This window comes from Nostoc sp. ATCC 53789 (genome assembly GCF_009873495.1).
In the GTDB taxonomy this organism is placed as follows: domain Bacteria; phylum Cyanobacteriota; class Cyanobacteriia; order Cyanobacteriales; family Nostocaceae; genus Nostoc; species Nostoc muscorum_A.
In genome coordinates, this window is sequence record NZ_CP046703.1 from 2585817 (window position 1) to 2609083 (window position 23267).

The following is a 23267-nucleotide window of genomic DNA, read 5'->3' on the forward strand; positions in this document are numbered from 1 at the left end:
GGGAATTTGGTATTTTCAGACATAGTTTTATTTGCTTATACAAAGACTATTTTTTACATTGATAAAAACTTTAAATGCTCTCCTTGCTGAGAGAGGAAAGTCTCAATATCACCTTGTATTTGTACCTGACCTTTATCTAGTAGTACAATCCAATCGGCTCGATTAATTACGCTGGGACGATGGGTAATCAAAATAGTAGTTTTGCCTTCTCGGTATTCCAAAAGCCTGTCTAGTACGTGAGATTCGCTGACTGGATCGAGTCCAGCTGTTGCTTCGTCTAAAATCAGTACAGGTGGATTGGTAAGGATGCCTCTAGCGATCGCTAATCGTTGTCTTTGTCCACCAGAGAGATTCGCCCCAAATTCCCCTAAAACTGTTTGATACTGATTCGGAAGTTGACTGATAAACTCATCTGCATCCGCTATCTGGCAAGCTTTGACAATTTCCTCAAAGGAAATATAAGGTGTTCCTAAGCGGAAGTTTTCTAAAATTGAGCGACTCCAAAAATGAGGTTCTTGAGGTACATAGACTACTTGTTGCCGCAAACAATCCAGGGAAAGGTCGTTGATGTTATAGAAACCAATGCGAATATTGCCAGAATTAGGCTGATATAAGCCTGCAATCACTTTCGCTAAAGTACTTTTACCACAACCTGACTTACCAATCAAAGCGATCGCTTTCCCTCCAGGAAGTTTGAGAGAAAAATCTTCTAATAAGTCAACTCTGCCAGCATGGTGAAATTGGACATGGGAACAGCGAATGTCTGCATCACTAGAAATTTGAACAACCGGCTTTTGGCTACCTCCGACTACTTCCGGTGTTGCATCGATAACTTCCAGAAGGCGAGAAATTGCTGTTTGAGAGCGAAAATATTCATCTACTAAGCCAACCACTGAGTTAATTAAAGCCAGAACATTGAACTGTAAGGCGTTAAAAGCCAGCATTTGACCAATGCTTAATTCCCCATTAATCACCAAGATACTTCCTAGACCAAGCAAAATCACGCCACCAAGGGTAGCTATAAGTTTGCTAATAGTACCGTTGATAATACCGATTTGGATGGTGCTAAAAGTCAGGTTAGCAAGGCGGCCAAAGCGGCTTTGAAATTCATCCCAAAATTGCGGAGCGGCATTTGTAGTTTTGATTACCTGTGCGCCCTTAAATGTTTCCACCAAAACACCTTGATTCTCCGTCCCTAAAACTAAGAGACTGCGGGTTTTTTGTTGGAGGATAGGTAAAAAAGGTAGGGTCGAGAGGGTAATTAACCCAGCAAAAACGATGACTGCCATTGTCAGTTTCCAACTGTAAAACAGCATCAAGCAAAAAGAAACCACAGCAACAAAAAACTGGCTAGGTAAAAGAACTACAATTTGCGATACCAACTGGTTGATGTCGTTGATATCTCGCAGACGGCTAGTGATTTCACCACTACGACGGGCTTCGTAGTAATTTAAAGGCAATTGGAGAATTTTTCGCCCAAATTCCAAGACTAATCCTAATTGCAATCGCTGCCCAAAATGAGCAATCATAATCGCTTGCAATAGTTGCAAAGTACTGCCGAATAAGCTCATAACTACAACGGCTGAGATCACAACAGTGAGTAACTGGGTATCTCCGCGCACAAGTACATCGTCTGTAAGCAGTTGGATCAAGACGGGAGTACCTAGAGCCAACAGACCTAAGACAATGTTGATTGTTAAAACTTGAGTTAGCAGTCCACGATAAGGCAAGATGCGTACTAAAAAGCGGCTTAAGCCACCTTTTGCTTCTTCTGTGGGCTGCTCAAAAAAGCGGACTGGATCTGGCTCTAGTAAGAGCATCACCCCATTCCAAGCTTCTGTTAACTCTTCTCGGTTAATATAACGGATACCTACAGCTGGATCGGCAATGACGTACTTATTGCCGCGCTTGGTGTATAAAACAACCCAATGATAACCCCGCCAATGAATAATTGCTGGTAGATTGATTTCTGTGATTCTATCTATGATCGCAGGTGAAGCTTTCACTGCCCTGGCATTAAAACCGAGAGTCTCAGATCCACGCTTTAAACCCAGCAAAGTTGTTCCTAGCTGTCCAGTCCCAACGGCATCTCGACTGCGATTTATGCTTAAAAAACGTCCGTGATGTTTGCAAATTGAAGCAAGGCTGGCGGCTCCACAGTCTTCTTCACTCAACTGCAAAACACACTGGTAATTTTTATGGAGTTTGAATAGATCGAACATGGTTACAGACCTATTAAATTAGTGATTAAAAATTTGTGATGAATCTGGCTTTGCGGAGAATGAACTGAAGCACCGTTTCTCGGCGGGAAATTATATCAGCCCTACCTTCCATACCCGCTTTCAGATGACACTGGCGATCGCTTCTACTCAAATATGAAGTTTGTGGCTCAATAGTTACTTCATAAGCAACTACCTGGGCTTGGGTTACACCTGAATTGACATTGCTTTTTACAGGTAAAGCATCTGGTGCAACTGTTTTGACAGTTCCTTTGAGAGTGCCGTAGTCTGGATAGGGACAAGCAGAAACTTGCATCTGAACTTTTTGGCCTGCTTTTACCTTGTCAATATCTTGAGCCGGCACACGAGCTTTAACTACTAAAGAAGCGTTGAGAGGAGCAATCTGAGCGATCGCTTCACTTGGTTGCACTACTTGTCCTGGGTTGCGAAGATTCAATTGCAGCAATGTTCCGGCGATTGGCGATCGAATCACACTCAAATTCAAGTCGGTTTGAACCTGTTGCAAATCTTTGCTGCTACTAGCGAGTTGCTTTTGGAGTTCAAGGCGCTGCTGGAGTAAAGTTTCTCGTTCTTTTTTCAAAGCGGCTAAAGTAGCCTCACCTCTAGCCTGTTCTTGCTTAATCCGTTCAGATGCCACTATTACAGCCGCATTACTGGCATTAATCGCGGTTTTAGCTTTTTCTAAATTCGTTTGCGCGATATTTAGGGCTTGTTCTTTGTCCTCCAAAAGATTTTTAACACTAACTTTAGCTTCTTCTAGCTTTGCCTGAGCAGATATAACCGCTTGTTCTTTTTCCTCAAACAGATTGCGAGAAACCGATCCCGATGCGACTATCGGCTGCAATCGGTCACGTTGCACCTTGGCTACTTTCAAAGCTGCTTCTGCTTCTTGTACAGTTGCCGTTAAAACTTTTTCCCGTAGTAAGCGATCGCGTTGTACCTTAGCTAAGATTAAAGCTGCTTGTGCTTGTGTCATATCAGCCGCAGCCTTAACTTGCTGATCTTGATAGTTGCGTTGCGTCCCATCTAATTCAGCTTGTGCAGCAATAATCGTGCGGTTGGTTAAGTTTGTCTGAGCTGCAATCTGAGCATCGATTTCACCCAGTTGAGCATCAATTTGACTTTGTTGTAATTTACCTTGCTGAATACTACTTTCTAGTTGACTCTTTTGAGTCTGAAGGCGGGAATTATCAATTTGAGCGATCGCTTGTCCCTGAGTCACCACCTGATTTTCTTGAATATCAATGTTTTGAACGGTTCCGGCCATAGCAGACTGAACAACCCGTAGTTCTCCTACAGGTCGAATACTTGCCGGAACTTTGACCGTGACATTGTAACTGAGAATAGATGTAAGAGCGATCGCAGCCACAAAGGTAGCAACTAAAACTCCTCCGCCAATGTTAGTCCATTTGCTGAGATGGGGAAGAAACTCGTTAACATCAACTACATGGAGTTGTTCTGGATTGGGTTCATTAAACCTATTTCCAAAATAGTTTTCCTCGCGGGCTAAGAAGTTCGCCATATTACATAATTTTTTGAAATGTATACACCAAAAGCTCAGATTTATTTAATATCAACCCCAATTTTTTTGCTGCAAAGCTGGTTAAACCTCATCTATGTTGAAATCAAGAGTTTTTCAAAAGATATATTTATTGATGTAGGTTGGGTGGAGTAAAACGCAACCCAACATTACCACCAAATTTTATGTTGGGTTACGCGATCGCTGCACCCAACCTACAAAACTACGGTTCTCAAGATAGACGAGGTTTATATTGCATAACTTGATTGCAAATCAGATGCCACAAAAAATATATCTTTGGTGATATGCCACAGGGTATAATCAAGAATTAAAGTCTATGTTAATCTTGCCAAGATTAATCAGATAGCTAATCACAGATTCGGCTTGTAAGTTAATCACAATGTGAAATGGACTATCAGCAGGAGTGTTTGCCAAATTAAAGAATGAAAAAGTAACATATACTGCTAAAAATTCCCAGCATAATGTTTTCCGATTGTCTATAATTAGTAAAAGGGGAAGAGAAAGATATGCACGACAAGATAAGCGAATTTATCTTTCTCAAGATTCAAACGCGGCCAACGCGGTAAAGAATACAGAGGAGAACGCTCAAACTCCCTCAAAGTCCTCACTTACGTTGAGCGAGTTACAATAAACTCCTCTGTCCCCCTTTTTTATTTATAAACAAAGCAATCTTATACCAATTTAATGTGAAGTTGCACATATCTTGATCCCCCTAAATCCCCCTTAAAAAGGGGGACTTTGATGGATGTTTTTCCGGTTCCCCCCTTATTAAGGGGAGCCAGCGCGGTCTTCTCCCAAGGGGAGACGCTAAAAGCGATGGGGTCTCCCCAAGTGGAGCGACTGGCGTGGGCTAGGGGGGATCGAATTCTATGCAGCTTCATAAAAAATTGGTATTAACTACAAATCTCCACCCTGAATCTAGATGTTTGGTTTCTGTGCAGAGTCAAATAACAGGCAAGTATTGAAATTACTTATTGGATTTCTGGTCAGGTAATAAAGATAGTAAAAAAACAAGTTTTACAAAAAATAGATTCACTCTTAGATGCTTGAAAACCTTAACTCACAATGTTCTCGTTGATACTCTTTTCGCCGAGGATTTTGATAGATGATGAAGATGTACAATATCTATCGGCTAAGTAGGGAAAACTCAAATTTTCTAGATTATCCAGCACCACCACAATGATAAAATTGGTGGTGCTGTGTAGTGAAAGTAGACAGGTAGTCTTTGTAATAATCAGCTACTCGGTTCAAAGTTAGAGATGGATTTAAGCTAAGAGAAGTCAGAAAAAGCAAAAATTTACAATAAATATTTTTGACGTTTTATTTTTTGCTTTCTTTTCTTTCTCTGCCTAAATTTATCAAATACTCTGATTATGTAATAGCTAATTTTTGCAAATTAACTGGTGAACGGATTTGTTATACCGGGCAAGGTAGGTATTCCGGGTACAGCTGCTAGACCACCTAATTGTAAGTTCTGTACTGCTGATGTTTGAACACCATCATTTGAACCTTTACTGTTAGCTTCGCTGCCTTGAGGACCAGACCTACTCGTTCCGTCTAACCTTGTAAGTCTTCTAGCGAAATTGCTCTGATTTCTCTGAGAGTCTACACCGCCAGCGAGTAGCTCTTGTTGTTCATTAAATAACTCGACAAACAACTCAGATGTGTTGATTTGATATGACATGATTGTTAGCCTCACTTACGAAATTAGGTATGTGACTACCTAAGACCCAACTATAGGCATTGTTTGTCATGATTTCATAAACCTGAAGACATAAAACCAAATTGTATTTTTGTTTCTTAAGGTAGATATAAAATCTTTAATTTTTTTTAGATATAGCAATGCCATAGAGCAAGAATGGTCAATATTTGCTATTTTCAAACTGATTTCAAGTATTTGAACATATATTTATAAACTTGGCATATCTAAAACCACTACTTTGACATCATGAGTGGGAAAACATTAATAAGTTTTACTTAAGTCTTTGGAACTAATACATAAGCAGTTTTGACAAATAGACAACCTGTCGTAACGAATGCATAATATCAGGCTTTTCAAGTGGAAAATAAGCTCAGTAAGTTCTAGAGCGGTAAAGCAAGAAAGAACGCCGCAATGGCCAAACCGTCGTTAACCGCTCAAAACTATTGGCAAATCCCTCAAAAACTTGGGTATTGTTTTAAACTCTAAGTTACTATAGTTAACTTTAAAAACTATGCTGACCCAAGATAAAAAACAACACAACTGGAAACCTATTATCAAAGCATTCGAGGTTGTCCTTGGCAAAAATGGCGTAGTGCAACGCCGCGAAGAACTTATTACTTATGAATGTGATGGTTTAACTGGCTATCGCCAACGCCCGGCTGTAGTGGTATTACCTAGAACAACAGAACAAGTTGCCCAAGTAGTAAAGATATGCAATCAATATTCTATCCCCTTCATCGCACGCGGTTCTGGCACTGGTCTATCTGGCGGTGCTTTACCAGTGGAAGACTCTGTTTTGATTGTCACTTCCTTAATGCGGCAAATCATCAGCATTGATTTGGAAAATCAACGCACAATTGTTCAACCAGGCGTGATTAATAGTTGGGTAACACAAGCCGTTAGTGGTGCTGGTTTTTACTACGCTCCTGACCCATCTAGCCAAATTATCTGCTCTATTGGGGGCAACATTGCTGAAAACTCTGGTGGCGTACATTGTCTTAAATATGGTGTCACCACTAACCACGTTTTAGGATTAAAAATTGTCACGCCAGAAGGAGAAATTGTCGATTTAGGTGGACAAATCCCCGAAATGCCTGGTTATGATTTAACGGGTGTGTTTGTTGGTTCTGAAGGCACTTTAGGTATAGCCACAGAAATTACTTTACGAATTCTCAAAAGTGCAGAATCAATTTGCGTACTATTGGCAGATTTTACCAGTATTGAAGCTGCCGGAGCAACTGTTTCTGATATCATCAGCGCTGGAATTATTCCTGGCGGTATGGAAATGATGGATAACTTCAGCATCAATGCAGTTGAAGATGTTGTCGCCACAAATTGTTATCCCCGTGATGCTACTGCTATTTTGCTAATCGAAATTGACGGTTTAGAAGTAGAAGTTGCAGGAAATAAGCAGCGAGTGACTGAAATTTGTAAAAAGAATGGGGCGCGAAATGTCACTTCTGCTAGTGACCCAGAAACCAGATTGAAATTATGGAAAGGACGTAAAGCTGCTTTTGCTGCGGCTGGGCATTTAAGTCCAGATTATTATGTACAAGATGGTGTAATTCCCCGGACTCAGTTGCCTTATGTTCTGCATGAAATTGAGGCATTAAGTGAACAATATGGTTATCGTGTTGCTAATGTATTTCATGCTGGTGATGGCAATCTTCATCCATTAATTCTTTATGATAATTCTGTGCCTGGAGCATTGGAACAAGTAGAAGAAATGGGTGGAAAAATTCTCAAGCTTTGTGTCCAAGTTGGTGGAAGTATTTCTGGTGAACATGGCATCGGTGCGGAGAAAAGGTGCTATATGCCCCAGATGTTTAGCCAAGTTGATTTAGAAACTATGCAATGGGTGCGACAAGTTTTTAATCCTAAAGGGTTAGCAAATCCTGAAAAGATATTCCCCACACCACGAACTTGTGGAGAAGCAGCAAATGCGTCTGCTGTCAAGCAATTTGAAGGTGTGGAAAGATTTTAAGAAGAAAGAGTTCAGAATTCAGGAGTCAGGAGTTAGGAATTAGAAGTTAGGAGTCAGAATTAGAGTTTGGAATTCTAATTTATTAGGTTTTGGTATCGTTAAGTATATTCATAACCAAAACTGGCTCCGTATGCTTTCAACTATTCTGAATTCTGAATTCTGAATTCTGAATTCTGAGTTATTAATCATCATTTCTTTACATCATCCGGAGGATTACAACTTTATTTTGTAGTTATATATATTCCGATCGCACTAGGTCACGATTACAAATGAATCGGGTTGCTCGCCGTTGTGTTTCTTACTTAATGTGTTTGGGATTAGTAGCCACTTTAACAGTTTTTTCATTCTCTTCAGTTTCTTCACTCCCAGTTTATTCCCAAAAAATAATTCCTTTACCTACAGAAATTCGCGGCGTTTGGCTCACTAATGTTGCTAGTGGTGTACTATTTGTCCCTTGGGGTATTAACCGGGCTATAAACCAATTATCGTCCCTCAATTTTAATACAATTTATCCTGTAGTTTGGAACCGAGGACATACTTTTTATAAAAGTGCTGTAGCTGAAATGACTACAGGCTCAAATACTCAACCTTTTCTCAATTTCATGCACGGTGGACAAGATGTTTTAACCAAGATAGTGACACTTGCCAAAAAGAAAAATTTGAGAGTCATTCCCTGGTTTGAATACGGGTTTATGACACCGCATTATTCACAATTAGCAAGGCGTTATCCCGATTGGTTAACAATTGGGCAAGAAGGTATAAAGTCTATCCAAGATGCACCACCAGAAGAAATTGATAATAGTTTAGTAAGTAAGCTGGCTTGGTTGAATCCCTTACATCCGCAAGTGCAAGAGTTTATCCGAGGGCTAATTTTGGAAGTAGTCAGGGATTATGATGTGGATGGTATTCAGATTGACGATCATTTTGGGATGCCAGTACAGTTTGGCTACGATCGCTTCACGATTGAACTTTACCAGCAAGAACACAAAGGCAAAAGTCCTCCCATCGACCCTTTTAACTCAGAATGGATGCGTTGGCGAGCAGACAAAATTACTGATTTTATGGCAGAACTCTATCAAGCTGTGAAGGCGGTGAAACCCAAAGTCAAAATATCCCTATCTCCAAACTATCAAGCTTTTGCCTACAAATACTATTTGCAAGACTGGGAGAATTGGGTAAAAAAAGGTTTAGTTAATGAGTTAATTTTGCAAGTTTATCGAAATGATAAAAGCTCTTTTATCGCTCAATTAGAACAACCATCTGTGAAATTGGCTCAAAGTCTAATTCCTGTACAAATTGGTATATCAACGGGAACGGTGCGTAATCCTGTGAAAATGGGACAAGTTAGAGAACAGGTTCAAGCAGTACGCGATCGCAATTTTAATGGTATATCCTTTTTCTACTGGGAGAGTCTCTGGGGTTACATTGTACCGGAATCGCCCCAACAGCGACGCAAAGCTTTTTTTGAGATGTTTAATGCTAGAACTGTCAGACAATTCAAACCAAAAAAACTTTGATGCCATTCGCGCCGGAAAATACTAGATTTAGCTTTACACTGCTGTGGACTCTCGCTACTTGTGGCGGTTTTTTATTGAGTTTACTTTTTATTGAAGTTGGCGAGCAGCCAGATGTTGGGGTGGTAGAAGCAGCTATCGGCGGATTTGCGATCGCACTTCCTCAAGGTTGTCTTCTCAAAGAACCTGTATTTTGCATCAGGTGGATTTTGTCAAGTCTTTTGGGTTGGAGTATCATCACTGCGATCGGTATTGGTGCGGTAGGTTGGATTGTACCCAGCATTCAAATTCTTCCTTTGAGAATCCTGTCGGGAGCGATTTATGGCGCACTTGGCGGCTTGGGAATTGGATTGACACAATGGTTAGCAATTCCCCAGCCTGTGGCGTGGCGATGGATATTTGTCTCTTCGGTAAGTTGGGCTGTTGCTGTCCCCGTGGGTTCTGCTGTGGGGATGATTTTGCACGACTTAACGCAATTATTCTTAGGCGAAGTTATAGGGTTAGCTATCACCTGGCTGATAGTTGGTATCCTCACCGGAATGAATGCTCATAAATTGCGATCGTGAGTTCCCATTACCCAGCCTTGCCCCAGAAATTTATTAAGAATTGTAAAATTAATTGATATAGTATGATAATTGTACCTAAGTATATGCAAAAATCTTGGAAAACTGTTCAAAAAATCATTAGATTTGCCCTCAACTGCAAATGTATTTTCGCCTTCAAAAAGCAGGATTTGTTAAGCTGACTTCTATTAGCTTTCCTAGATTTCTGACCAGAAGTAGAGAAAGATTTAAATTTCGATGAGCAACAGCTGACAATACTTTGCTATAGGCGCTAAAGTGCATCTACTACAAGCATAACGATAAGAGAGCGCCTAGAAGAGTCAGTAATACCAGAAAGGGACTCTCGCATGAATAAAAATCCAGCAGAATCAACTATGGAGTTGACAAAATTATCGCCCCCTCAAATTATCTTTGGCACGGAAGTAGAGGAAAAAAATAGTAGTGAGCAATTTCTACTGAGCATGTACGATTCTGTGCAGGCATCAATATTTGTAGTAGATGTTCTAGAGGATGGAGATTTTCAGTATGTGGCACTTAATCCCACTCATGAACGGTGGATAGGCATTCGCTCAGACGATCTCCGAGGCAAAAAACCAGAGGATATTCTCTCCCCCATCGATGCTGCGAGGGTGCGTCAGCACTATGCTGACTGTGTGCTATTTGGTAAAACTATTTCTTACGAACAATGTTTGCAATTCCAGGGGGTTCCTACTTGGTGGAGTACGACTCTCACGCCACTAAGGGATGCTAACTCCCGGATTTATCGACTGATTGGTACTAGTAGCAATATCACCCCTGTGAAGCAAGCCCAAGAAGCAGTCGGACTCCAGGTTGAACGGGAGCAATTGCTAGAAGCGATCGCCGAACGAATTCACCAATCTGTAGAATTAGAGACAATTCTGCATCAGACAACAATTGAACTGCGGCAATTTTTGAATTGCGATCGCATTCTAATTTATCGCTTCCAGCCTGATGGCAGTGGGGTAATTGTTGCCGCAAGCGTCGCTGCAAGCGATTCACTATTGGGAAAAAACATCATCGATCCCTGCTTTAGTGGCAATCCAGAAAACTACGGGCAAGGTTGCATTCAAGTTGTTGAGGATATTTATGCAGCAGGCTTGCATCCTTACCATATAGATTTTCTGGCATCTTTGCAGATTAGAGCCAATGTAGTCGTGCCGATTTTCCAAGAGCAAGATATGTGGGGGCTATTGATTGCCCATCATTGCCAGGAATCGCGTCAATGGCAGCAAGCAGAAACTAGCTTACTTAAACAGCTGGCAACTCAAATCGGCATTGCTGTGCAACAAGCAGAACTTCGTCAGCAGCTTAAGGATCTCAAAGCCGAAATAGAGTTGCAAAAACAGAAGCACAAAAATCAGTTGCAGCAGGTACGAAACTTTGAAGCCTTGGTGCGCCGGATGACAGAACAAATCCGCGATCGTCTGGATGAAGCTCAGGTGTTGCAGACTGTCACTCAGGAATTAACAGAGTTACTGAACCTTGAACGTTGCCAAATTGAACTCTATAGCCCCTGTCAAACCCTGGTAACTATTGCCTACGAGTACAGCATCAACCTACCGCAGTGTCGAGAATTGACCAGACAGATTGCAGACCGTCTGGAAGTTTATCAACCCTTGTTGCAAAAACAACCTCTGCAATTTTTAGAAATTGCCCCTGGATGGCAACCAAACCTATTGGTTATGTCCCAGATGGCTTGTCCAATTTTCGATACTCAAGGGATTTTGGGAAATCTTTGGTTGACAAGACCATCACAAGAAGCATTTGATGAATTTGAAATTGAGTTAGTGCAGCAGGTTGCCAATGAATGTGCGATCGCAATTCGCCAAGCTCAACTTTACCAACAAACCCAGGCACAGGTAAAAGAATTAGAAAATTGCGATCGGCTCAAAAACCAATTTCTCCGAAATCTCTCTCAAGAACTGCGAACCCCAATAACTAGCATCAGCCTTGCAGTCCAAACCCTCGAAAGTGTCTTAACACCAGCAGAAATATTAGAGATAGAAATAGTTCCACAACTCTTGCAGATTCTGCATAACGAGTGTGCGCGAGAAAGCAAGTTAATTAACGATCTACTCAAACTCACATATCTCGAAGCAGAACCCGAACCCCCAACATTGATTGCCATTGACTTACAAAGCTGGCTTCAGCCCATTGTCGAGTCTTTTCGAGACCTCACCAACTGTCAGCGACAGCAGTTAAAACTGAGTCTAGATAGCGCACTCCCGCCTTTAGAGACAGATATCACAGATATGGAGAGGATTATCACCGAACTACTCAACCATGTCTGCAAATATACCCCAGCAGGTGAATCAGTCACAGTCTCTACCCACTTAAGAGGGGATGCAGTAGAGCTTAATATTAGCAATTCTGGACTAGAGCTTACCAGCAATGAACTGTCACGCATTTTTGAGCCTTTTTATCACCTTTCCAAACACGATCCTTGGAAACACAGCGGCACTGGACTGGAATTAGCATTAGTGCAGAAAATGGTCAGACATTTAGGCGGCTCAATTTATGTAGAGAGTGGAGCCGGTCAAACTACCTTCACCATCAAATTCCCCCTTTAATTCGTTTTTTGGGCGTATCACTAGCTAAATTCTCAGAAGTTGTGCTATGATAGTTATTCGTGTGGGTGACTAGCTCAACGGTAGAGCAGTAGACTCTTAATCTATTGGTTGCGGGTTCAAATCCCTCGTCACCCACTTTTTAAGTATTTAATCAGGTATTTGGTGCAGACTCTTTTGCAAATATAGAACTACACTTAATCTCCAACAAAATGGAGAGCAATTGCAAAAGGTTGTGAGTTCACCTCCGCAACCCAAAATTTATACTCTAAAAAGAGTAGGTGAGATGCTTAAAGAAACGATTTTAGAATCTAAACCTCGTCTACTACTATTTCTAAGATACAAGGTTGGGTGCAGCGATAGCGTAACCCAACATAAATCAATACAGTTTAGACAAGACCAAAATACTTGTAGAGACGGCTATTTATCGCGTCTCGAAAACCCAAAATTTTTGCCAGTAGCCATTAACCCAAGCGTATTGCAACCTAAATAAGGTGGTAATGTTGGGTTGCGTTTCACTCCACCCAACCTACATAAATATATATTTTAAAAAACTCTTGGTTTCAAAATGGATGAGGTTTATATATTTAGGCTTAGAAAAAATCTAACAATTTTCAGCCCGAAAATCTTGAGTAATTAGGGCAGCATCATCTTTAAGATATCCTGCTGTCACACAATCATCAATCAATTGCAGGACAAAGGGCCACAGTTCCGGCGCACCTGTTTCTACTGGTACTACCCGTTTCATCACCTGATTGCGGCTAATGCCATGAATACGCCAAGTCCCACCCTGAGTTTGCTGATTATGCAACAAAGGCTGTATACGGTCTAAGGCTGCGGCAAATTTGGCGGTAGGTGTTTCTCCTGCTTCAAACTCATCCCAGAGTAAACGCAACTCACTATCTTGGTCTGCTGGCAAAAGTCCGAATAAACGCAATGCTGCTTGTGCTTCTCTTACTGCTTTGCTGTCGTTACCCTGCACATCGTAACAAAAGGTGTCACCTGCATCAATTTCTACCAAATCGTGGATTAGCAGCATTTTGATGGCATGGAATATATCAACACCGTCTGGGGCATAATCTACTAAGGCGATCGCCATTACAGCTAAATGCCAAGAGTGTTCTGCACTATTTTCTCGGCGTGACCCATCCATAAGTAGGGTTTGCCGCATTACCTGCTTCAATCGATCAATTTCGATGATGAATTGAATTTGTTCAGTCAGCCGATTGATTTGCACCTGAATTTCTGATTGGGTGTGAGGTTTACTGGATTTTAGACTGTAGCTGATTATCTCAATAATTCCAGCGTATCTGCAAGTAATCTTTTTTACATACCAATTAAAAAACGCCTGGGAGTGTTGCCGTGTTTCCACCCCAGGCGTTCTTTATTTTTAACTTGCTCCTCACACTACTAAATACTATCACTGGTTTAATGAAAAGGAGATTAAACTCAGTGACACTTTTAAAACTGTACCAACAATCCAATTTTTATATGTAAATTAAAAAATGCCCGGGAGTGTTGCCGTGTTTCCACCCCAGGCATTTTTTATTCTCAACTTGCTCCTCACACACAAATAAACCATATCACTACTTCTATTTAATAGCAAGTATATTGAGTGACATTTTTAAAACTGCACAAGCAATTCAAATTCTGACCAATTAAAAAGCGCTTGGGAGTGTTGCCGTGTTTCCACCCCAAACGCTTTTTATTTTTAACTTGCTCCTCACACACGATTAGATAATATCATTGCTTCAATCATAAAGAAAGTATATAGTGTGACACTTTGTAAACCGCACACTCAATAAGCAATGATTTAGTGTAAAAAGTGACGTACACCAGTTAAGACCATCAGTAAACCCAGTTCGTTAGCAGCTTTGATTGAATCTTTATCGCGCAGACTTCCACCTGGTTGGACAATGGCTGTAATTCCTGCGGCTGCGGCTGTTCTCACGGAATCATCGAAGGGGAAGAATCCATCGCTGGCGAGTATTGCACCTTTGGCTTTTTCTCCAGCTTGTTCTAGTGCAATTTTAACTGATCCGACGCGGTTCATTTGACCACCACCTACTCCTATTGTAGTGCGATCGCTAGTTACAACAATGGCATTAGATTTAACGTGTTTGCAAACTTTCCAAGCAAACAGTAATTCGGCTAATTCGCTGTCGGTGGGTTGACGTTCTGTGACTACTTGCCATTGGCTAGTATCAGCAATCACATCATCACTAGCTTGGACAAGGAAACCACCTGCTATCACTTTTACGGTATCTTTAGGGCCACTGCTCAAATCAGCTAGAGTCAAAACCCGCACATTGGATTTTTTACCAAGGATTTCTTGCGCTTCAGCATCACAACTTGGTGCAACCACACATTCTAGAAATGTTTTAGTTAACTCGCTAGCCGTAGCCGCATCAATGGGACGGTTGAGTGCGACAATCCCACCAAAGGCAGAAGTCGAATCAGCATTAAAAGCTTTTTGATACGCTTCGAAAATCGTACTTCCCAATGCCGTACCACAGGGATTTGTATGTTTGATAATCGTTGCGGCTGGAGTATCAGTAAATTCAGCAATGATTCGGCGTGCGGCTTCTAAATCAACTAAGTTATTGTAACTAAGTTCTTTGCCTTGGAGTTTTGTCGCAGATGTCCATCCCGTTGGAGTAGTACCAGTTTGATACCAGGTGGCGGGTTGATGGGGATTCTCACCGTAACGCAGAGATTGTAATTGTGTGCCGCTAAGGGTGTATTGCTCTGCTTCTGCGAGGTAAGATGCGATCGCGCGATCGTAGCTAGCAGTATGCGAAAATCCTTTTAATGCTGCCTTTTGCCGAAACTCTAGGGATGCTATGCCGTTATTTTGGCGCAATTCCTCCAAATACTCGTCATACTGTGCTGGATCGCATAATACAGCGAGATGGGCGAAGTTTTTCGATGATGCTCGCAGCATTGCTGGGCCACCGATATCAATTTGTTCAACAGCTTCTAATAATGTTACCCCTGGTTTAGCGATCGTTTCCTCAAAGGGATATAGATTCACCACCACTAAATCAATCGGGCGAATTTGGTTATTTTCTAAATCTGTAATATCTTCGGGAACATCTCGCCGCGCCAAAATTCCGCCATGAATTCGGGGATGTAGGGTTTTGACTCGACCACCTAAAATTTCTGGTGAACCTGTATAATCTGCAACTTTGGTGACAGGGAGTCCCGCATCTTTGAGTGCTTGGGCTGTTCCCCCACTGCTGATTAAATCAAAGTCAAATTCTTCAACCAAGCTACGGGCTAGGTCAATTATACCAGTTTTGTTAGATACACTCAGCAGGGCTAGACGCGCCATTGATCAATTCCTTAAAAGTAGGCTAGAAGCGAAGGATCTCAAGTTTTGCATAAGCCTTGGTTCACTTCAAGACCATGAGGAATAATATTGACTCGTGTAATTTATATGGTTACATCCTCCAGAGTCAGCACTGTCGAAAATGCTGGAAATAAGGAATAAGTAGGCTTAGTCTCTAATATTTGCGATCGCCTAAACTAAAAGTAAGCATCTTTTACCCACATAACTATGGCTATCCAACGAATCTAGACCCCACAGAAGCATTCATCGATTACGCGTGTATAAGCGGTTACAAGGAAGTTGTAACGCTAGAGTGAGCTGTCACATCCAATAGTATTGAAAGTCGGGAGACGTATGCAATCCTTTATTTGGAATAGAACAAGTATAGGTATCTCGCCCGTCTTTTAACGGGCAAGATGCCCAAGCCATAATCTGTCTCAAAACAGTATTGAATGGATATTGTAAATAATTGCTAGCTTTGAGTCGGGCGATCCCACCAGAAATACAGTTAACTTGACTAAAAGATGGTTGAAAATTGTAAAACAATAAACCACCTATAGATCCAATCAATCCAAGTCAAAATCAAAGATAAATTTGGAATTACCTTGAAGTCTTGAGGTTGACAAATTACCGATACTTTAAAAGCTTTACAGCAGTTTCAACAAGCACAATTGACAGTTATCCAAAATTACAAAAATCATCTACGCGGATATCCCGCCAAATATCAGAAATTTGCCAGCCGGAATTGCCAACAGATTGGACTATGGGATTATCGCGCAATGGGATGTAGTCAGGTTCTCTCGGTTCTGGAATCGCTACTGGTTGCTCATCAACCACAGGGGTTGAAAAATTGACGGTATCAGCTTGAAGATTTTGGTCTTCAGCGTCTTGGATTTCCATCATTTTCTTCAGGGTCAGCGTTTCAGATTTTTTGATGATCTTCATATCTATTAATTAAAAGTTTTCATTCACTGAATATCAAAGCCATTAGCTGAAAAGTCAGATGACAACAGAGTTGTAAAAAGTCGTGGGTGAAAGGAGTGTTAATAATTGCACGGAATAAACAAGATACACTAAATCTATGGAAAATACGAGTCCCCTGCTGAGGAATTTCTTAATCCAGTGCAAATCTCTATTTTGGTACAGATGTCTTAGCATAATTTTGTACAAATGCTTTGAGGAATTTACACTACTGCTTTAGAGTAAGTCCAAGGCCGTTTTGTGTTTTAGACTCAATCAAGCCTGATAATAGAGGGTTAAGAGTTCTCGCTGTAAAGGAGCATTGAGAAACTTGTCAGGTCATAAAGGAAAAATCCTGGTAGTAGACGACGAAGCGAGCATACGTCGGATTTTAGAGACGCGTCTTTCCATGATTGGCTATGATGTCGTCACAGCTAGCGATGGTGAAGAAGCTTTGTCAACTTTTCGTGTATCCACTCCTGACTTAATAGTTTTGGATGTGATGATGCCAAAGCTCGATGGCTACGGTGTATGCCAAGAATTACGGAAAGAATCAGATGTACCAATTATTATGCTTACAGCCTTGGGAAACGTAGCCGATAGGATTACTGGGCTAGAATTAGGTGCTGATGACTACATGACAAAGCCTTTCTCTCCCAAGGAGTTAGAAGCTCGGATTGCCTGCATACTAAGGCGATGCTTCCACAAAACTAGTGTCAATACCACTCCTAATTCCACGATAATTCGTGTGGGCAATCTCAAAATTGATACAAATAAGCGACAAGTCTATAAAAATGAGCAACGCATTCGCCTGACAGGTGTGGAATTTAGCTTACTAGAGTTGTTGGTAAACAATTCTGGAAAAGTTTTTTCCCGATTAGAAATGTTGCAGCTATTGTGGGGTTGCGTACCAGGACTTCATTTAGACACCCGTGTAGTAGATGTGCATATCTCCCGATTGCGGACAAAGGTAGAAGATGACCCCAACTTACCAGAGTTGATTATCACAGCAAGAGGTAGTGGTTATTTTTTCCCACGAATTATTGAATCACAGTAGTAGTCTGTCAATAAATAATTGAGTGATACACGGACAGGGTAATCTATAGATACCCTTTTTCAATTTAGATGTGATGCCGAAGAAAAAATACATAGTATCTCTAACATCTGAAAAGAAAGCGTACTTAGAAAGATTGGTCGCAACAGGTAAGAATTCTGCGTATAAAATAAATCATGCGCGTGTATTACTGCTGGCAGATACTAACCATGAAGAAGGGGGTTGGATAGATCAGGCGATCGCTTCGGTTTTAAATTATTAGTGTCTCAACAATTGAACGAGTCAGACAGCGACCTCATTGCTACTATGTAGAAGATAGAGACGTGAATACCAGTATCAATATTCTGAAACGTGGATTAACTACGGTGGGGCACACCGGAAGCTACGCTTGGGGAGATTTGCCCTCTTGGGCGGTTGGCGCAAGCCTGCCCTCTAACGGCGAGTCAGGGAACCAAGAATCCCCGTCTCAATAGAAGCGGGGAGTGTCAAATAATGGTCGCTTAATCGCTGACAAAAACTCTTTACATTAGTCCTAATGATAAATATTTAACCGGACTCGATATTGTATAACAGAAGCTAGAATACAATCATTACAGCGCTTCCGGCTATTATGCAATATAGTTTTCTCCTTGCCCATCTCCTATCATTGCTTTCAGCTTTTAGGATGTACCTCATAGCTGCTAGAAGTGCTGTATCGCCAGCAGATCATGTTCTTTATCAAGATAACTTTTTAAAGTATCCTATTTGCCAATTTTGCTATTTATATAGTTATTATTTTTAAAGTATCGATATTTAATCTATCGATCTGCTAAATATTATCTTAGGGTGACTGCATGACAACCAAAAAAATTACATGGCTAAGTACAACATTGCAATTTAAAGGTTCCGTCATGAAAGCAATCTACAAACATATTTTATTATGCGGAGCTTTCGGATTTTTGATTTCTATCCTTTACCATTTTGAACTGCCTGTATCCCAACCGATTTTAGGAAGTGTTATTCCTAGTATTGTTTTAGGTTTATTACTTGTATTTCGCACCAATACTGCTTATGAGCGATTTTGGGAAGGGAGAAAATGCTGGGGTTCTCTAGTAAATAACATCCGAAATCTGGCCCGGCAAATTTGGGTATCTATTGATGAAATATCTCCAGAAGATAAAGACAATAAAATTACAGCATTAAATTTATTGGTAGCTTTTGCTGTGACAACTAAATTACATTTGCGCGGAGAAGCAGTCAATAGCGAGTTAGAAGATTTAATGCCATCTACTAAGTATAGAAAATTGAAAATTATGAATAATCCCCCCATAGAAGTTGCATTTTGGATAGGAGATTATTTACAAGAGCAGTATCATCGCAATTGCCTTAATAGCTACCAGTTAACATCTATGCAAGAATTATTGAATAATCTTGTAGATAATTTGGGTGCTTGTGAACGGATTTTAAAAACACCTATGCCATTAGCTTACGCCATTCATCTTAAGCAATTATTGTTACTATATTGTTTCCTGCTACCATTTCAAATAGTGGAAAGTCTGGGTTGGTGGACAGGTTTAATTGCGGCTTTAGTTGGTTTTACAGTATTTGGGATTGAAGCAATCGGCTTGGAGATAGAAAACCCCTTTGGTTATGATCCTAACGACTTACCTCTAGATGCGATTTGTGCCACAATGAAACGCAATATAGACGATTTAACTACTCTGACTCCAAATACGCGATCGCATCCAGGAAAATTGACTTATGAAAAAAGTTGAGATTGGGAATAACTTACAAGCCTTGGTTATAGCTGTCAAGTCTCATCTCTCCCTACCCTCCATCATGTTTCGCAGTACTATATAAACGCGAAACTATCTCTTCATTGGTGGATGTGCAATGATGCCTGTACGTCAAACTTTATCAAAGCCTGATATTCAACTTTCTTACTTAGAGTGGAACCAAGGTCAAGAACCCTTACTGCTGTTACATGGTTTAGGCGACCATGCTTTAGTGTGGTCTAGCTTAGGAGATGACTTAGCAGCAGACTACCACATAGTCGCACCAGATATGCGCGGACATGGCGAAAGTACTAAGCCTGAGAGAGATTATACTTTTGAAAGTGCGATCGCAGACCTCGAAGCACTCATGGATCATCTAGGATGGACATCTGCCCAGATTGTAAGTCATTCGTGGACAGGTAAATTAGCCGCTATCTGGGCAAGGCAAAACCCAAAGCGTTTGCGGAGTATAATTCTCGTCGATCCCATTTTCATCTGGAAAATGCCCAGCCTTCTCAGATTAACTTTTCCGATGTTGTATCGCTTCTTACCTTTTCTCAAAAGCATGGGCCCCTTTACCAGTCATGAAGAAGCCGAACAACAAGCACGGCAGTTAAAGCAATATCAAGGATGGAGTTCCTTGCAGCAACAAGTTTTCCAAGCAGGGATAGAACAAAAACCCGATGGTAGTTGGGGTAGCAAATTTACCATCGCCGCCCGCGATGGGATTTTTGAAGCAGTTATGCAAGTGCCTGGTTTTACAATCCCCCTTGATATCCAAGCCCTCTTTGTCCAACCAGAACAAGGACTTAATCGCCAAGATTGGCAAATCCAGCCCTACAAAACCTATCTCAAAAAACTACGCATCTGCCAAGTTCCAGGCAATCACTGGCCGTTTTTGACACAACCAAAGGCATTTAACCAAACTGTTGCAGCTTTTTTGGCAGAACACAGAGAGAAAATCTCATGATTATTAGACGGGATTATCATCCGGCAACAGAAGAATGAATAGGAAGGATGTTTAGCGATAAGCGGCTACGCATCTGCGCTCCCCTTAAATCAGTTATTAGTTATCAGTCATCAGCATTTAGTGATTATTGATAACTAATTAGGACTTACACCAAACTACAATGCTGTAGGGGTAATATCCTGCGGGTAATCCGTTGGAAAACTCGTAGATTAGCCGCTTTGCGTCTACATGAATTGCCCCTAGCTGAAAATAAGGGTTTTGGCTATTGTTTGCGTAAGTCCTGCTGATAACTGTTAAAGTACGGATAAGCCACTCATGAGCCTTTGTATCAATCCCGTTTGCCCTACACCAAATCATCCAAATAATGAACAAAACCGCTTTTGTCAAAGTTGTGGTTCCCATTTGGAATTGCTAGGACGTTATCGGGTGACGTGCCTGTTGAGTGACAAAACAGGGTTTAGTAAAGTTTATGAAGCATACGAACAAGATACTCCTAAAATCCTCAAAATACTCAAAGAGGATTTATCAGGTAACGCCAGAGCAGTAGAACTATTTCAGCAAGAAGTAACTGTGCTGGAACAACTCAACCATCCCGGCATTCCCAAACAAGATAGTTACTTCCAGTATCAAACCCGACATGGTTTAGTGTTGCATTGCATTGCAATGGAAAAAATCGACGGGTACAACTTAATACAGTGGCTAGAGCAGCAGCAGAATCGCCCCATTTCCGAAGACCAAGCTGTAGCTTGGCTAAAACAATTAGTGGAAATTTTGGATTTAGTGCATCGTAAACAATACCTGCATCGAGATATTAAGCCATCTAATATCATGATTAGATCCCCCCTTAAGAAGGATTGGGGGGAATTGGTACTGATTGATTTTGGCACAGCCACTGAAATTGACAGAACCAATCCATACCAAATGAGCAATGGCGACGGGATGACAGCACTTATGTCATCTGGCTACAGCGCTCCAGAACAAATGAATGGTCAAGCAGTACCGCAATCAGATTTCTTTGCTTTGGGACGCACCTTTATATTTTTGCTAACCGGACACCATCCCTTAGATATGTATGATGTCCAGCAAAATGTATTGCACTGGCAAAATCACGCCATCGATATCTCACCCTTACTATTAAATTTAATTGATTGGCTCACAACAGCAGATATAAAAAAGCGTCCTGCTAATGCTCAAGAAATTTTGCAGCGCCTAGAACAAATTGAAGAAGGCAAAAAGTTCTGCTCAGATGAGGATTCAACCCCACCTGTTGCGCCAGGTTCCCCCAAAGTAGAGGAGCCACTTGCAGAAGTGGAGGATTCAGAGCCAATCTCGCTGTTGTCGGAGCAGGAACCAGAAAATAGTATTCCTCCTGCCTCTGTTGTTGAAACTCAGCTAACAGAAACTACTCCTGAAAATATTAATTTAGTAATTGATTTGAACACAGAAGAGTTGTCCCCGCAAATTCCTAAAACTTTATCATCCCCACAGAAAGAGCCAGAAGAAGTACCACTATTGAAATTTTTTGCAGGGTTGCTAGTGATATTAGGATTACTTAGTATAGTGGCTTTAGCAATGCGAAACTCAAAATTTCTTGTGAATTCAAATTATGGTCAATCTCCCGAAAAGAGAGGTAAGATTGATTATTTTTCTTATCAAGAAGGTAGAGATAGCCAAGGGAGGAGAGCTGAATTTAATATAGCTGTTTTATCACTAGAATATAAATGGCTTTTAGGTAGCAATTTTCAAATTAAATATAACGATGAAATTATTAGTATAGACCTTTTAAAGTTGAACTTAGAACAAGAAGGGATACAAAAGATAATGGATGAACCCAGAGAAATTATCTCTGTAGGTACAGTTGCTTGTAAGGGTAATATAGCAGTTCAACAGCGAATGGCTCTAGAACGTTCTAAACAAATTCAATTTTTAGTCAAGAAATTATTTATTAATACTCCAAGCATCAAAGGTTATAGGATATTAAATTTAGGACAATTTCAACGGAGTAATTGTCAGGCAAATCAGGATTTAACTACATATCAGAGAAGTATTATAATTATTGGTGTGAAAAATAAATCCGCAGGTGTCATTCTCGATGAAGCACTACGGGATAGGTTAGAAAAGAAACCTTTTGCTGATTTTAAGTTAGAAGATTATTCCTTGGGGACGGCAGAAAACTTTAGGACGATACCAAGTAATTTATAAAATATATAGCAAAGTATATCAGTCTATGGGTTTGCTCAATCATAATATATCGCCACTTTAGTAATTATGATTGTTTATGCTCCCATCCCAGAATACCTCTTCAAACCCGCACGCCAAAGGAAGCGATTCAGACCCAAAAACACTAATATCCAACCAAACATTGACCAAAATCCTCGCCCTATATCCACAGGTAGCCCTACCAAAAGACTCGCAGGAAAATCAATCAAATACGGAAAAGGCGTAAACATTACTATTGCCCGCACAGGTTCTGGAAAAACCTCTAAAGGTGCTATCAAACCAGATAAAAATAGATAAAACAACAACCAAAAGTTTTCTAAAGCACTAGCCCGTTCTGTCCAAAAAGCAAACATGGCAAAAGTGTACTGAATTGTAAACCGCAAAGTAAAAGCTAGCACCACCGCCAATGTAAACAGCAAAAATCTACTCAAACTTGGTACCCAAAAAGCCTGGGGATAAAGAATAAAAAATAATCCCACTAATAAAAAAGCAAACGATAGCCTAGCAAATCTTTCAGAAATATGCCCTGCAACATGATGCCATACTGGGTCGAGTGGTTGTAGCAACTTGGGCGAAAGCTTGCCTTCCACGACCTCTTTTTCAAAGTCCCAAATTACCCAAACAACTGTTAATTGTCTAACGATGAAAACCGTGATAAAGTAACGGGCAAAATCTACAGGTGATAGCCCAAACTGCCCGCCTTGTGCTGCCTGTATCCAGATACCCATGAGGATAATCGGCAAAGACCCAGCCAAAACCCATAAAATTAGTTCTGCTCGATACTCAACCATATAGGCGTAATATACTGACAGCAAAGTTAGGGCTTTTCTAATCATCTTTTTCATTT

15 protein-coding genes, 1 tRNA gene and 2 pseudogenes are annotated in these 23267 nt (G+C 40.8%); 11 read left to right on the forward strand and 7 right to left on the reverse strand.

The window, feature by feature from the left end; all coding sequences use genetic code 11:
- Positions 1–53 precede the first annotated feature (53 nt).
- The 3 genes from GJB62_RS10660 to GJB62_RS10670 form a co-directional block, all read right to left on the reverse strand.
- The gene (locus GJB62_RS10660; RefSeq protein WP_114083537.1) at positions 54–2222 is read right to left on the reverse strand and encodes a peptidase domain-containing ABC transporter; all 2169 of its coding nucleotides are present in this window, start codon (positions 2220–2222) and stop codon (positions 54–56) included.
- A gap of 25 nt (positions 2223–2247) precedes the next feature.
- The gene (locus GJB62_RS10665; RefSeq protein WP_114083536.1) at positions 2248–3762 is read right to left on the reverse strand and encodes an HlyD family efflux transporter periplasmic adaptor subunit; all 1515 of its coding nucleotides are present in this window, start codon (positions 3760–3762) and stop codon (positions 2248–2250) included.
- A 1414-nt stretch (positions 3763–5176) separates the two neighbouring features.
- Positions 5177–5464 (reverse strand): CTB family bacteriocin, encoded by a 288-nt coding sequence (locus GJB62_RS10670; protein ID WP_114083533.1) that lies wholly within the window; start codon positions 5462–5464, stop codon positions 5177–5179.
- Between the two features lie 529 nt (positions 5465–5993).
- Between GJB62_RS10670 and glcD the strand changes: the two genes are divergently transcribed.
- The 5 genes from glcD (at position 5994) to GJB62_RS10695 (ending at position 12269) form a co-directional block, all read left to right on the forward strand.
- Positions 5994–7466 (forward strand): glycolate oxidase subunit GlcD, encoded by a 1473-nt coding sequence (gene glcD / locus GJB62_RS10675; RefSeq protein WP_114083532.1) that lies wholly within the window; start codon positions 5994–5996, stop codon positions 7464–7466.
- 269 nt (positions 7467–7735) lie between these two features.
- The gene (locus GJB62_RS10680) at positions 7736–8983 is read left to right on the forward strand and encodes a glycoside hydrolase family 10 protein (RefSeq protein WP_114083531.1); all 1248 of its coding nucleotides are present in this window, start codon (positions 7736–7738) and stop codon (positions 8981–8983) included.
- Positions 8983–9546, forward strand: coding sequence for a hypothetical protein (locus GJB62_RS10685; protein WP_114083530.1), 564 nt, complete (start codon positions 8983–8985; stop codon positions 9544–9546). Before GJB62_RS10680 ends, GJB62_RS10685 begins: the two co-directional genes overlap by 1 nt.
- Positions 9547–9890: 344 nt before the next feature.
- The gene (locus GJB62_RS10690) at positions 9891–12134 is read left to right on the forward strand and encodes a GAF domain-containing protein (protein ID WP_114083529.1); all 2244 of its coding nucleotides are present in this window, start codon (positions 9891–9893) and stop codon (positions 12132–12134) included.
- Between the two features lie 63 nt (positions 12135–12197).
- A tRNA-Lys gene (locus tag GJB62_RS10695) sits at positions 12198–12269 on the forward strand.
- Between the two features lie 466 nt (positions 12270–12735).
- On the opposite strand, the gene GJB62_RS10700 is transcribed toward GJB62_RS10695, so the two are convergent.
- From GJB62_RS10700 to GJB62_RS10715, 3 genes are all read right to left on the reverse strand, one after another.
- The gene (locus GJB62_RS10700; RefSeq protein WP_114083547.1) at positions 12736–13368 is read right to left on the reverse strand and encodes an HD domain-containing protein; all 633 of its coding nucleotides are present in this window, start codon (positions 13366–13368) and stop codon (positions 12736–12738) included.
- Positions 13369–13944: 576 nt separating this feature from the next.
- Positions 13945–15465 carry a bifunctional phosphoribosylaminoimidazolecarboxamide formyltransferase/IMP cyclohydrolase gene (purH, locus tag GJB62_RS10705; protein WP_114083527.1) on the reverse strand — a complete coding sequence of 507 codons (1521 nt, stop codon included), beginning with the start codon at positions 15463–15465 and terminating at the stop codon, positions 13945–13947.
- Positions 15466–16140: 675 nt separating this feature from the next.
- A complete protein-coding gene (locus GJB62_RS10715) occupies positions 16141–16407 on the reverse strand; it encodes a hypothetical protein (RefSeq protein WP_181852882.1) in 267 nt (88 codons plus the stop codon).
- Positions 16408–16753: 346 nt separating this feature from the next.
- Here GJB62_RS10715 and rpaB point away from each other — a divergent pair, with 346 nt between their 5' ends.
- The 6 genes and pseudogenes from rpaB (at position 16754) to GJB62_RS10740 (ending at position 22402) form a co-directional block, all read left to right on the forward strand.
- Positions 16754–17479 carry a response regulator transcription factor RpaB gene (rpaB, locus tag GJB62_RS10720; protein WP_012412533.1) on the forward strand — a complete coding sequence of 242 codons (726 nt, stop codon included), beginning with the start codon at positions 16754–16756 and terminating at the stop codon, positions 17477–17479.
- Between the two features lie 73 nt (positions 17480–17552).
- Positions 17553–17769, forward strand: a pseudogene (locus tag GJB62_RS10725) (helix-turn-helix domain-containing protein); the annotation flags it as partial.
- Positions 17770–17949, forward strand: a pseudogene (locus GJB62_RS37420) (RNA-guided endonuclease TnpB family protein); the annotation flags it as partial.
- A gap of 360 nt (positions 17950–18309) precedes the next feature.
- The gene (locus tag GJB62_RS10730; protein ID WP_114083524.1) at positions 18310–19230 is read left to right on the forward strand and encodes a bestrophin family ion channel; all 921 of its coding nucleotides are present in this window, start codon (positions 18310–18312) and stop codon (positions 19228–19230) included.
- A 121-nt stretch (positions 19231–19351) separates the two neighbouring features.
- Positions 19352–20200, forward strand: a complete 849-nt coding sequence (locus GJB62_RS10735) for an alpha/beta hydrolase (RefSeq protein ID WP_114083546.1) — start codon at positions 19352–19354, stop codon at positions 20198–20200.
- 315 nt (positions 20201–20515) lie between these two features.
- Positions 20516–22402, forward strand: a complete 1887-nt coding sequence (locus tag GJB62_RS10740) for a serine/threonine-protein kinase (RefSeq protein ID WP_114083523.1) — start codon at positions 20516–20518, stop codon at positions 22400–22402.
- A gap of 74 nt (positions 22403–22476) precedes the next feature.
- Here GJB62_RS10740 and GJB62_RS10745 read toward each other — a convergent pair whose 3' ends face one another.
- Entirely contained in the window at positions 22477–23265 is a 789-nt protein-coding gene (locus tag GJB62_RS10745) for an ABC-2 family transporter protein (protein WP_114083522.1), read from the reverse strand.
- Positions 23266–23267: the final 2 nt, after the last annotated feature.